Raw genomic sequence first — 13616 nt, 5'->3', positions numbered from 1 at the left:
GAGCAAAGGGTTGTCAAAGAAAAGGAGAAAGGATGGAAGCCAGCGATTCTTTTGCTGAACGGACTACATTCATCTTGGAAAGAGCGTCCCCATTTAGCGGCTTGGATTCGGCCATGTCCACTGCCAATTCCTTTTCTACATCTTTTATAAATGTCCGGTCAAATACGATGCAGTTCATTTCACTATTTAAAAAACAACTGCGTTTATCAAAATTAGCCGTACCGATATCACACATTATATCATCGATCAGTATCACTTTAGAATGGTAGAACCCTCTTTGAAATTGCATGATTTCAGCCCCGTCATTTATTAGTACCCGGAAATAGGGAAAAGAAGCTTCCTTGACAAGGGCATGGTCTGAAATTTCAGGTACGATGACCGTAACGGAAACATTGCGTGCAAGGGCTTCCCTTAATTCTTGAAATAAAGTTTCACTGGGAATGAAGTATGGAGTTCCGATAATGATTTTTTTAGTGGCTTGACGAATCATGTGTGTCAAGGACTGTTCAAGATCACTGCCATTCGTGACGACAAACTGATGTGCCTGAGTCCCGGGAGTCAATGTCGGAAAATAAGCAGGTGTTCCTCTGTAATCCTCGTTTGTATCATAGAACCAATCCGAGAGGAAGACTTCCTGAAGGTCCTTTACACCTTCCCCGGTCATTTTTAAATGGTAATCTCTCCATGGGTTCAGCTTCTCCCCTTGGTTTATATACTCCTTACCGATATTAAAGCCGCCAAGATAGCCGATTTTTCCATCTATCACCGTGATCTTACGGTGATTTCTTTTTTGTATGGTATAGAAAAGGAAGGGGAGTTTCGGTTTAAAGCTGAAAGAAAAATGAACGCCACTTTCAGTCAGCTCCTGAATGGTTTGGCGGGACATCTTTTTACTTCCTATCCAATCGACTAAAAGCCGCACTTCCACGCCCTCTTCCGCTTTTGACTGCAGTAACTTCAAAAAGTCCTTGCTGAATTTATCATTTTTTACTATATAAAAAAGGATATGGATGGAATCCTGAGCTTGCTTGACTTCCTTGATATAATCTTCAAACAGGATTTTCCCTGATGTGAATACAGTCATTTCACTGTTCCGAGGCGGATATTTAATGTTGGTTGCGTGCTTCAAATAACGTTTATGCCCTACCTTAAGATCAACCCAGCACCAAGAGAAGATCAATAAAAATATAGAGGCAATCGTAGTGATTATCTTCAAAAAAATCCCCCCTAAATGATTATATTTAGTTTGGCTCTAATTCCCTGTCAGTAACCATTAAAAAGCGGGGAAAGGGTCCTCATTTTTTTAGAATGCAGAAGGGTAATGCATGGAATTGTCGAATTATATAATTAAGGGGCAGAAAAATTAAATAGTTTTTAAAAGAAAAAAGTTGACTGAATGCTCATTCATTATATAATGGAGTTAATCAAATTTCAGAAAAATGCCAAATTTCCCATAATGGTACCTGGCATTTTGCAATTTACTAAAGAGGGGGAAAGACTGCATGGAAATGAATGGTTTACTGTGGATCAACTTAGTTGCATTCCTGCTTGTAACCGCTTACGCCGCCGGTTTGTTTGTCTATTTGATAAAGACTCGTATTGCTTATATAAAACTTGGCAAAAAAGTGGAATTCGATAACCGTGTGAAAGATCGTCTTGTTAAAATAGGGGTTTATGTATTTGGACAGAAGAAGCTTTTTAAAGATAAAAAGAGCGGGATCATTCATGCCTTATTATTTTATGGTTTCATCTTAGTGCAATTTGGCGCACTTGACTTTTTTGTTAAAGGCTTAAGACCGGGGTGGCATTTACCGTTTGGCCCTGTTTATCCGGCCTTTACTTTCTTCCAGGAAATTGTGACGCTTACCGTTCTTGTTGCAATCCTATGGGCGGCATACCGTCGTTATGTCGAAAAGCTCGTTCGCTTGAAAAGGGATTTCAAGGCAGGTTTGGTTGTCATCTTCATCACCGGTATCATGATCACCGTATTGCTGGGGAATGGAATGGGAATGATCTGGCATGGACACGATGCAACCTGGTCAGAGCCAGTCGCATCGAGCATCGCATTTTTATTCGGCTGGATGGGAACAACAGCGGCAACCGTCGTTTTTTATGTAGCTTGGTGGCTGCATTTACTGATCATATTATCTTTCCTTGTTTATATCCCGCAATCTAAGCATGCTCACTTGATTGCCGGCCCGATAAATGTATTCCTTAATCGCCTGGACAATCCCGGAAAATTGAAACCGGTTGATTTGGAAGAAGAAATTCTCGACAAAGAAGGTAATCAATATTACGGTGCCAAATATATCGAGGACTTGACGCAATATCAAATGGTGGACCTCTATGCCTGTGTGGAGTGCGGTCGCTGTACGAATATGTGCCCGGCTACAGGTACCGGTAAAATGCTGTCACCGATGGATATCATAATCAAGATGCGTGACCATTTGACAAATACAGGCGCTGCCGTTACTACGAAGCAGCCATGGGTGCCATCTTTTGTTTTTGGGAATACGAAAGGAAATAAGATCGCTTTGGCTGGTGCCGCGCAGGGGGCGCAGGAATCAGCTGCAGCAACAGAAGCTTACAGTCCGAGCCTGATTGGCGAAGTCATTACGGAAGAAGAACTTTGGGCTTGTACCACATGCCGGAACTGTGAAGATCAATGCCCGGTAATGAATGAACATGTTGACAAGATCATCGATATGCGCCGATATCTAGTGTTGACGGAAGGCAGACTGGATCCTGATGCGCAACGTGCCATGACGAATATTGAGCGTCAAGGGAACCCGTGGGGACTGAACCGTAAAGAGAGAGAAGATTGGCGAAGCCTTCGGGAAGATGTCCTCGTCCCAACCGTGAAGGAACTAAAAAAGGCAGACGAAGAATTCGAGTATTTATTTTGGGTGGGTTCAATGGGGTCGTACGATAACCGAAGCCAGAAGATTGCCCTTTCCTTTGCTAAATTATTGAATGAAGCAGGCGTTAAATTTGCAATTCTCGGAAATAAGGAGAAAAACTCAGGGGATACTCCGCGTCGATTGGGTAATGAGTTTGTTTTCCAGGAACTTGCAATGAAAAATATAGAAGAATTCCAGAAGAATGAAATAAAGAAAATCGTTACGATCGATCCGCATGCTTACAATATCTTTAAGAATGAGTATCCGGATTTTGGCTTGGAAGCGGAAGTGTATCACCATACTGAATTGTTAGCCAAACTTGTCAGTGAAGGCAGGTTGGTCCCTCAGTATCCGGTGAATGAGACGATTACATTCCACGATTCCTGTTACTTGGGAAGGTACAATGAAGTTTACAGCCCGCCGCGTGAAATCTTGCAATCCATTGCTGGTGTGAAACTTATTGAAATGGAGCGTAACCGTGAAAAGGGAATGTGCTGTGGAGCTGGAGGCGGTTTGATGTGGATGGAAGAGGAAACAGGAAACCGTATTAATGTGGCCCGTACCGAACAAGCTCTGGCCGTAAGTCCAACAGTGATCAGTTCCGGATGTCCTTATTGCCTGACCATGCTATCCGATGGGACGAAAGCAAAAGAAGTTGAGGAAAATGTTAAGACGTATGATGTAGCAGAACTACTCGAAAAAGCGGTCATTGGTGAAAATAAATCGATTGCATCTTAATTTAAATGGAATTGCCTGCTTCTTTTATAAGGGATGAAATAAAAGGGAGCAGGCAATTTTTTCAATATTTACAAACTGAATATTTTCATTTTTGGGAAAAATGTGTAATATAATATTAAGCGCTTACAACACTATTTTTTTAACTCCAAATTGAGCGAGCGTTCAATCAATGTTACTTATAGGGGGAAATAATGATGGCGAAAACAGTGATTATTAGCGGTGTGAGAACACCTTTTGGTAAATTTGGCGGTGGCCTTAGCAGTTTGACAGCATCACAACTTGGTGGAATAGCAATCAAAGAGGCACTTGTCCGGGCAGGGATCGAAGGCAGCCAAGTAGATGAGGTCATCATGGGGAATGTGCTACAGGCGGGCCAAGGCCAAATACCTTCCCGCCAGGCAGCCCGTCATGCTGGAATGCCATGGGAAGTGAAAACGGAAACCATTAATAAAGTATGCGCATCAGGACTTCGCAGTGTGACATTGGCTGATCAGATCATTCGCTTAGGTGAAGAAGAAATCATTGTTGCCGGCGGAATGGAATCGATGAGCAATGCTCCTTATATCCTTCCGAAAGCAAGGTGGGGATTAAGGATGGGTGATGGAGAGCTGAAGGATACGATGATTTCGGATGGACTTAGCTGCAGCTTTACGGGCGTGCATATGGGGACTTATGGAAACAGTACTGCCGAGGATCTTGAAATCACCCGTGAGGAACAAGATAGCTGGGCTTACGAGAGTCATCAAAAAGCGATAAAAGCAATCGATGGCGGTATCCTTGCAGAAGAAATCATTTCCGTACAGGTGCCGGTGCGGAAAAGCGAACCAATTACCGTTGAACATGATGAAGCCCCAAGAAAAGATACATCTGCCGGGAAGTTAGCTAAATTAGGTCCAGCTTTCAATAATGATGGGACCATTACGGCAGGTAATGCACCAGGTGTCAATGATGGGGCAGGTGCACTCGTATTGATGAGTGAGGAACGTGCGGAAAAGGAAGGGAAAACGCCTTTTGCCTATATTTTAGCTCATGCAGAAGTGGCAGTGGAAGCAAAGGACTTTCCTAAAACGCCAGGTTTGGTCATAAATGAACTCCTGAAGAAGACAGGTAAATCGATAGAGGAAATTGATTTGTTTGAAGTGAACGAAGCATTTGCTGCGGTTGCGCTGGCCAGTGGGAAAATTGCCAACATCGAGCCGGGAAAAGTGAATGTAAACGGAGGGGCTGTAGCATTAGGTCACCCGATCGGGGCGAGTGGTGCCCGCATCATCATTACGCTGATGCATGAATTGAAACGCCGCGGAGGGGGATTGGGCATCGCAGCGATCTGCAGTGGCGGCGGTCAGGGAGATGCCATTTTAATTGAAGTGCCTAAGCAAGGATAATAGTTTCATAGATAGATACATGAGGAGGGATTTTTCATGGGCATTCAAAAAGTGATGGTCATTGGTGCTGGACAGATGGGTTCTGGCATTGCCCAGGTCTGTGCAATGAGCGGTTATGAAGTTCTTTTACATGATTTAAAAGATGAATATGTAGAAAAGGGGTTAGGGACAATTACCAAGAACCTTTCCCGGCAGGTTGAAAAAGGAAAAATGGAATCCGAGGAGAAGGATATAATCCTTTCCCGGTTGACTTCCTCGACGGATTTGAAAAATGCGGCTGCGGTGGATTTAGTGATTGAAGCGGCAGTGGAAAATATGGAGATAAAAACAAAAATTTTCGCCGATTTGGATGAAATCACGCCACAACACGTCATTCTTGCATCCAATACTTCTTCACTTCCGATTACAGAGATAGCCGCGGCAACGAAAAGGCCGGATAAGGTAATTGGCATGCATTTTATGAACCCAGTGCCAGTCATGAAGCTGGTTGAGATCATTCGCGGCCTTGCTACAGCGGATGAAGTTTATAAAGAAGTTGAAGAGATGGCTGAATCCTTAAACAAGGTACCGGTGGAAGTCAATGATTTCCCGGGTTTTGTAGCGAATCGGATTTTGATGCCGATGATCAATGAGGCCATTTATACCCTTTATGAGGGCGTCGCCACTAAAGAGGCGATTGACGACGTGATGAAGCTGGGAATGAACCATCCGATGGGCCCGCTTACGCTAGCTGACTTCATTGGACTAGACACATGCCTGTATATAATGGAAACCCTTCACCAAGGGCTCGGAGACGATAAATACAGACCGTGTCCGTTGTTAAGGAAATATGTAAAGGCTGGATGGCTAGGAAAGAAATCAGGACGGGGCTTTTACGAATATAACTAATCTTAGAAAGATGTGCAGCTAGGGAGGGATGAAGGATGGATTTCAAGTTTACAGAAGAACAGGAAATGATGCGGAAAATGGTAAGCGCTTTTGCGGAGAATGAGATTACCCCTCATATCGAGGCAATGGAAACGGGCGTGTTTCCAAAAACGATTCTGCAAAAAATGGGTGAGCTTGGTTTGATGGGAATCCCGATTTCAGAAGAATACGGTGGCGCAGGTATGGACTTCATGTCTTATATCATCGCCATCAATGAAATTTCCAAAGTTAGTCCAACTCTCGGTGTTATATTGTCCGTTCATACTTCTGTTGGAACAAATCCAATCGTTTATTTTGGAACGGAAGAGCAGAAGCGAATGTATGTGCCTAAGTTAGCCGCTGGTAAATATTTAGGTGCCTTTTGCTTGACTGAGCAAAGCTCAGGTTCCGATGCTGCGAGTTTGAAGTCGAAGGCAGTGGCAGTAAAGGAAGACGGAAAATATCGAATAAACGGGTCCAAGGTTTTTATCACCAATGGCGGGGAAGCGGATGTATTCATTGTTTTTGCTTCAACCGACCCTCAGAAGGGAAGCAAGGGAATCTCTGCTTTTATTGTAGAAAAAGGGACGCCAGGCTTAATCATCGGTAAAGATGAACGTAAAATGGGCCTTCATGGCTCGAGCACCGTACAGGTGACGTTCGAGGATATGAAAGTGCCTGCAGCCAATCTCCTTGGCAAAGAAGGGGAAGGCTTTAAGATCGCAATGGCCAACTTGGATGCTGGAAGGATAGGCATTGCTGCTCAAGCGCTGGGAATTGCAGAAGGCGCCATGGAACATGCTGTCCAATATGCAAAAGACAGAGTTCAATTCGGCAAACCTATTGCAGCACAACAGGGGATTGGTTTCAAGCTTGCTGAAATGGCAACGAGTATAGAAGCTTCAAGGTTACTCGTCTATCGCGCGGCGTTTTTACGCTCACAGGGATTGAAGTGCGGTAAAGAGGCGGCAATGGCTAAGCTATTCGCTTCGAGGACGGCTGTTGATGTGGCGATAGAAGCAGTCCAGGTGTTCGGAGGCTATGGATACACGACGGAATATCCTGTCGAACGCTATTTCAGGGATGCAAAGGTAACTGAAATTTATGAGGGAACCAGCGAAATACAGAGAATGGTCATCAGTAAGAATCTATAATTCACGAAATATTTAGGAGGCATGGACATGCAATTTAAGCTAACGGAAGAGCATGAAATGATCAGGAAAATGGTGCGCGATTTTGCCCAGAATGAAGTGGCTCCGACAGCTGCCGAGAGGGATGAAGAAGAACGATTTGACCGTGAGATCTTCGATAAAATGGCTGAACTTGGATTGACTGGGATTCCGTGGCCTGAGGAATACGGCGGAATTGGAAGTGATTATTTAGCGTACTGCATAGCGATTGAGGAACTTTCCCGTGTTTGCGCTTCCACTGGGGTGACTTTATCAGCCCATACTTCCCTTGCAGGATGGCCAATATATAAGTTTGGATCTGAAGAGCAAAAGCAAAAATACCTTCGCCCGATGGCACAGGGTGAAAAAATCGGTGCATATGGGCTGACAGAGCCTAGCTCAGGCTCTGACGCAGGCGGTATGAGAACGACTGCAAAGCTTGTAGGTGATGAATATATTATCAGCGGTTCAAAAATCTTCATTACGAACGGCGGGATTGCGGATACATATGTCGTCTTTGCATTGACGGATCCAGCATCCAAACAAAAAGGAACGAGTGCATTTATCGTTGAAAAGGACTTCCCGGGTTTTAGTGTCGGCAAAAAAGAGAAGAAGCTTGGAATCCGTTCATCACCGACCACGGAAATCATTTTTGATGAATGCCGAGTGCCTAAAGAAAATCTTCTTGGAAAAGAAGGAGAGGGCTTTAAGATAGCGATGATGACGCTTGATGGCGGCCGTAATGGGATTGCAGCCCAGGCAGTGGGCATAGCCCAAGGAGCATTGGATGCCGCAGTTGATTATGCAAAAGAGCGCGTCCAATTCGGGAAGCCGATTTCTGCACAGCAAGGAATCGGTTTTAAGTTGGCGGATATGGCAACGGGTGTTGAAGCTTCAAGGCTATTAACCTATCAGGCTGCCTGGTTGGAATCGGCGGGTCTTCCTTATGGAAAAGAGTCAGCCATGTCCAAACTTTTTGCTGGAGATACAGCCATGAAAGTGACGACAGAAGCCGTGCAGGTCTTTGGAGGTTATGGATATACAAAGGATTATCCTGTAGAACGGTATATGCGTGATGCGAAAATTACCCAAATCTATGAAGGTACACAGGAAATTCAAAAGCTGGTCATCTCACGGATGATTACTAAATAGGATTGAAATTGAGGTTTTCCGATGAGGCATTGCCCTTTACCGGAATACCCTTTTCAATTTCTTCAGAATGTCTTTGGCAATTAAATGATGGGCTTATTAAAAGGAGTTTGAAAATGGAAAAAAGAGAGGTTCTTGCATCTGTAAAGGATGAACGGCTGGTTGAAAAAAGGCGTACACAAATGATTAAAGGAGCGGTGACCCTTTTTAAGGAAAAGGGATTTCATCGTACGACTACCAGGGAAATTGCCAAAGCGGCCGGCTTTAGTATTGGCACGTTATACGAGTATATCCGAACAAAGGAAGATATATTATATCTCGTTTGTGATTTTATCTACGATGAAGTCCAGGAAAAGCTTCAGAAAGAAATAGATCAGAGCGATGGGACACTTGAAAGCTTGAAGCTTACTATCGCCTATTTTTATAAAGTGATGGATGATATGCAGGACGAAGTGCTGGTCATGTATCAAGAGGTGAAAGCACTGACGAAAGATGCTTTACCTTATGTATTGAATAAAGAACTTCGGATGGTCGGCATGTTTGAAAAGGTGATAACGAAATGTGTTGAGAATGGGGAGCTATCATTGACGGCAAAACAAATAAGCCTTGTTTCTCATAATATTTTCGTTCAGGGACAGATGTGGAGTTTTAGAAGGTGGGCATTGCATAAAGAGTATACGCTTCCGGAATATGTTGAACTGCAGACGCAATTATTGATTCAAAATATATCGCTTCAGAAAAATACTGAGTTAAATTCGTTTCAATAAGGAGGAGCTCAATGGGTACAGTTGAGGTGTATAAACCGAAGAACCATATTAGATTCGTTACTGCTTCGAGTTTATTCGATGGACATGATGCATCTATCAATATTATGAGGAGAATCCTTCAGTCCAGCGGTGCAGAAGTCATTCATCTAGGTCATAATCGTTCGGTGGAAGAGATCGTGAATGCGGCCATCCAGGAAGATGTTCAAGGCATAGCCATGTCATCTTACCAAGGCGGACATGTGGAATATTTTAAATATATGTATGACCTGCTGAAGGAAAAGGGAGCCGGGCACATTCGTATTTTTGCCGGCGGCGGCGGGGTCATCATCCCAAGGGAAATTAAAGAACTCCATGATTATGGGATTGCCCGAATCTTTTCTCCTGATGAAGGGCGGGAATATGGGCTTCAAGGAATGATAAACGTATTAATGGAGGAGTGTGATTTCTCGACAGTCAAACCATCTTTACAGGAACGTTTTGATGAATTGATTGCTGGGGGAACAAATGCCATTGCCCAATTCATTACCTTTGCCGAAAACAGACTCGATGCTTCACAGGAATCAGCGGCAGCGGTGGAGAGTCTTTTTGAGCAGATCAAGACTTCCGAAAAGAAGGTTCCTGTTCTAGGGATTACAGGGACTGGCGGTGCTGGAAAAAGTTCATTGACTGATGAATTGATACGAAGGTTCATTAACGAGATTCCAGACGAGAGAGTCGCCATTTTATCTGTAGACCCGACCAAACAGAAAACGGGCGGTGCCCTGCTTGGTGACAGGATTAGAATGAACTCGATTTTTTCAGAGCGTGTTTATATGCGGAGCCTGGCCACGCGCCATTCAAAAAGTGAGTTGTCTTTGGCGATAAAAGATGCCATTTCAGTCGTGAAGGCAGCTGGCTTCGATTTAATCATCGTTGAAACGAGCGGAATTGGTCAGGGAGATGCAGAAATTGCCGAGATATGCGATGTATCCATGTATGTAATGACGAGTGAATTCGGTGCACCTTCGCAACTTGAAAAGATCGATATGATTGATTATGCAGACTTGATAGTCATTAACAAATACGAGCGCAAAGGCTCAGAGGATGCAAAAAACCAGGTTCAAAAGCAATACCAAAGAAGCCGTACACTATTTGATCAAGATCCGTCTGAAATGCCAGTATACGGTACCATCGCTTCCCAATTCAATGACCCAGGCACCAATGCATTGTTCGCTGCACTGATTGAAAAGCTTAATGAAAAATCAGGGACGGGTTGGAGTACCGCCTTTTCGAAAGAAGCCGATGTTTACAAGCAAAATGTCATCATCCCTACTGACCGTCGGTATTATTTACGTGAAATCAGTGATACGGTCAGATCTTATCATAAGCGTGCGGCTGAACAAGTACGTATTGCCCGCAGGCTTTTCCAGCTTGAAGGAGCAATTGATGCAATTAAGGAAAATGATAACAACGAAGATATGGTGGCTTCTTTAGAAAAACTGAAAAAGGAAACCGCTTCGAATTTATCACCTGAATCTAAAAAAATACTTTCTGGATGGATGGAATTAAAAGAAAAGTATGCAGGAGAGCAGTTTGTAACGAAAGTCAGGGATAAAGAAATCGTCACAAAGCTGAAAACTAAAAGTTTATCAGGTTTAATGATTCCGAGAGTGTCACTGCCTAAATATGTGGATTATGGAGAGATCTTAGGATGGGTATTCCGAGAGAACGTTCCGGGCTTCTTTCCTTACACAGCGGGAGTCTTTCCATTCAAGCGTGAAGGAGAGGACCCGAAGCGGCAATTTGCCGGTGAAGGATCACCCGACCGAACCAACAGGCGTTTTCATTATTTGTCAAAGGATGATAATGCTAAACGGCTAAGTACGGCTTTCGATTCGGTAACTTTATATGGCGAGGATCCCGATCACCGGCCAGATATCTATGGAAAGGTAGGGGAAAGTGGAGTCAGCATCTGTACGTTGGATGACATGAAAAAGCTGTATGCAGGCTTTGACCTTTGCCACCCCTCAACCTCTGTATCGATGACCATCAATGGACCGGCACCAATCATTTTGGCCATGTATATGAATACGGCAGTCGATCAGCAGATTCAACGGAAAGAAGAAGAGTTAGGCCGTCCCCTTACGGATGCAGAAGCTGAAGAAGTGCAGGCTTATACCCTTCAAACGGTACGCGGAACTGTTCAAGCGGATATTCTGAAAGAGGACCAAGGCCAGAATACATGCATCTTCTCTACGGAATTTGCTTTAAGGTTAATGGGGGACATTCAAGCATATTTCATCGATCGAAAAGTCAGGAACTACTACTCTGTATCCATTTCCGGCTATCACATTGCAGAAGCGGGTGCCAATCCCATTTCACAGCTTGCTTTTACATTAGCGAATGGCTTTACTTACATCGAATATTATTTAAGTCGCGGAATGAATATTGATGACTTTGCCCCGAATTTGTCGTTCTTCTTCTCAAATGGGCTCGACCCGGAATATACGGTTATCGGGAGGGTGGCAAGAAGGATTTGGGCTACGGTCATGCGGGATAAATATGGTGCGAACGACCGCAGCCAGAAGCTCAAATACCATATACAGACTTCCGGGCGCTCCCTTCATGCGCAAGAAATTGATTTCAATGATATCAGAACGACACTTCAGGCTTTAATGGCGCTACAGGACAACTGTAATTCCCTGCATACTAATGCGTACGATGAAGCCATCACGACGCCTACTGAAGAATCCGTGCGCCGGGCAATGGCCATACAAATGATCATTACAAAGGAGCATGGGCTCTCAAAAAATGAAAACCCGATGCAAGGAGCCTTCATCGTAGAGGAATTGACGGATCTCGTTGAAGAGGCCGTACTGCAAGAGTTCGATCGCATCAATGATCGAGGCGGTGTGCTGGGTGCAATGGAGACGCAGTATCAGCGCGGGAAAATCCAGGATGAATCGATGCATTACGAAATGAAAAAGCATACGGGAGAATTGCCGATCATTGGCGTCAATACGTATTTGAATCCAAATCCTCCTTCCGAAGAAGCGGTGAACAGCATGGAAATTGCCCGTGCAACAAAGGAAGAAAAGGAAGGGCAAATCATAAATCTCCGGGCTTTCCAGGAAAGAAATAAGGAGTTCACGGATGAGGCGCTAACTAAACTGAAATTGGCAGCCATGAATGGGGAAAATATCTTTGCTGAACTCATGAACTGCGTCAAAGTGGCCAGTCTTGGTCAGATAACTAGGGCGCTATATGATGTAGGCGGTCAATATCGAAGGAATATGTAAACTGAGTAAGGGGCTCCGAACGTTTAGGGGCCTCTTTTTTAAATAATTCCCCTCTTTTTTAACAAAATGAAGATTTTACCTTATAATTATTTGGAAAAGGGGCAAAAATGAAGAATCAGCCCTATTGGAGTTGAGAAAATGAACCTGAAAATGATTGGATTGATCATAGGGTATATTCTTGCCATCATTATTTTATTTGAGCTGTATGAGCATCAATTGGGTGCCATCTCTTTTTTTATCCTGACTATTGTCTTTTTTACGGCAGCCTATCGACAGAAGTCGAAAAAGGAAAGTGAATGATTTTTAGCATTTGGTTTCCTGAATGATAGACAATAAGGTAAATCTGTGAAAGTATCAGATAGAACTAGCATAAACCCAATTAGATTGTTTATAATGGAGTATATGTCTAGCAGGAATTGTCGTTATTTTATCGAACTACTGTTTTAGATTATTTTTTTATGTGAAAAAACACGGAATTCAGTGTTTGAATAGAGAAGGGAAGTGCGGAATTTGAGTTTAAAACAATACTCAAAAGAGCAGTTATTGGAAATGTCCTTAATAGAGATGGCATATGATTTGTTAGTGGAAAGAAATGAACCGATTCCATTTAAAGACTTAATAAGTGAGTTAGCTTCGCTGCACCATTTATCTAAAGCGGAAGTGGAAAAGAAAATTGCACAATTCTATACGGATTTAAATGTGGATGGCCGCTTCACTTCACTTGGGGACAACCGCTGGGGATTGAAAACATGGTACCCGGTTGACCAAATCGAAGAAGAAGTCGTACATGTTGTAAAACCTAAAAAGAAAAAGAAAGCCAAAAAGGCCGCTGCCGTTATCGACGATTTCGATGAACTTGAAGACGAAGATCTTGACTTTGAAGAAGATATCGATGATCTGGACGAGGATGACGATGATGACGATGATGATATTCTAGGTACTCCAGTCATCGACGAAGTGCTTTTGGATGATGACGTGGATGATGACGACGATCTGGAAGAAGAAATAATCGAAGATGATGCATTTGTCCTGGAAGATGATGAGGACGAAGACGAAGACGAAGATGAAGATGACGTGGATGACTTGGATGAAGAGGATGAGAAATAAATAATCGCCCTTGACTTTTTGAGGCGGAATTTGTAGAATCATTTTTGGGCTCCTTAAAAAAGGACACAATGATTAAATTATATCGCTCCCTTACTTTTATTGTAAGCGGAGCGTTTTTGTTTTTAATGATGGAATGAATAAATGACATCATTTTTTTATTTTTAAAAATGATTTCTCGTAGAATTGTAAAAACTATAGAGAACATATTTATGTTTAC

At 43.3% G+C, this 13616-nt stretch carries 10 protein-coding genes; 9 read left to right on the top strand and 1 reads right to left on the bottom strand.

Going from position 1 to position 13616, the window contains the following annotated elements:
- Positions 1-13: 13 nt before the first annotated feature.
- Positions 14-1216: a cardiolipin synthase gene (gene cls, locus ABC374_RS24705; protein ID WP_413020030.1), complete on the bottom strand. Its 1203-nt coding sequence runs from the start codon at positions 1214-1216 to the stop codon at positions 14-16.
- Between the two features lie 292 nt (positions 1217-1508).
- Here cls and ABC374_RS24700 point away from each other — a divergent pair, with 292 nt between their 5' ends.
- From ABC374_RS24700 to rpoE, 9 genes are all read left to right on the top strand, one after another.
- Positions 1509-3638 carry a (Fe-S)-binding protein gene (locus ABC374_RS24700; protein WP_350302981.1) on the top strand — a complete coding sequence of 710 codons (2130 nt, stop codon included), beginning with the start codon at positions 1509-1511 and terminating at the stop codon, positions 3636-3638.
- Positions 3639-3832: 194 nt separating this feature from the next.
- Entirely contained in the window at positions 3833-5023 is a 1191-nt protein-coding gene (locus tag ABC374_RS24695) for an acetyl-CoA C-acetyltransferase (protein WP_413020435.1), read from the top strand.
- A gap of 36 nt (positions 5024-5059) precedes the next feature.
- Positions 5060-5911, top strand: coding sequence for a 3-hydroxybutyryl-CoA dehydrogenase (locus tag ABC374_RS24690; protein WP_350300699.1), 852 nt, complete (start codon positions 5060-5062; stop codon positions 5909-5911).
- A 35-nt stretch (positions 5912-5946) separates the two neighbouring features.
- Positions 5947-7083 (top strand): acyl-CoA dehydrogenase, encoded by a 1137-nt coding sequence (locus tag ABC374_RS24685; protein WP_413020029.1) that lies wholly within the window; start codon positions 5947-5949, stop codon positions 7081-7083.
- A 27-nt stretch (positions 7084-7110) separates the two neighbouring features.
- On the top strand, positions 7111-8250 hold the full coding sequence (locus ABC374_RS24680) for an acyl-CoA dehydrogenase (protein WP_413020028.1): 1140 nt from the start codon (positions 7111-7113) through the stop codon (positions 8248-8250).
- Positions 8251-8363: 113 nt separating this feature from the next.
- On the top strand, positions 8364-9014 hold the full coding sequence (locus ABC374_RS24675; RefSeq protein WP_241589607.1) for a TetR/AcrR family transcriptional regulator: 651 nt from the start codon (positions 8364-8366) through the stop codon (positions 9012-9014).
- Positions 9015-9025: 11 nt separating this feature from the next.
- Positions 9026-12292 carry a fused isobutyryl-CoA mutase/GTPase IcmF gene (icmF, locus tag ABC374_RS24670; RefSeq protein WP_350300696.1) on the top strand — a complete coding sequence of 1089 codons (3267 nt, stop codon included), beginning with the start codon at positions 9026-9028 and terminating at the stop codon, positions 12290-12292.
- A gap of 138 nt (positions 12293-12430) precedes the next feature.
- Positions 12431-12592 carry a hypothetical protein gene (locus ABC374_RS24665; RefSeq protein WP_241589609.1) on the top strand — a complete coding sequence of 54 codons (162 nt, stop codon included), beginning with the start codon at positions 12431-12433 and terminating at the stop codon, positions 12590-12592.
- 201 nt (positions 12593-12793) lie between these two features.
- On the top strand, positions 12794-13399 hold the full coding sequence (gene rpoE / locus ABC374_RS24660) for a DNA-directed RNA polymerase subunit delta (protein ID WP_413020027.1): 606 nt from the start codon (positions 12794-12796) through the stop codon (positions 13397-13399).
- The last annotated feature ends 217 nt before the right edge of the window (positions 13400-13616 follow it).

Origin of the sequence: Peribacillus phoenicis, from assembly GCF_047238085.1 — a bacterium.
Taxonomy (GTDB): Bacteria; Bacillota; Bacilli; order Bacillales; family DSM-1321; genus Peribacillus.
Note: the sequence above shows the minus strand (reverse complement) of the source record. Positions and strands in the feature narration are given on the sequence as shown.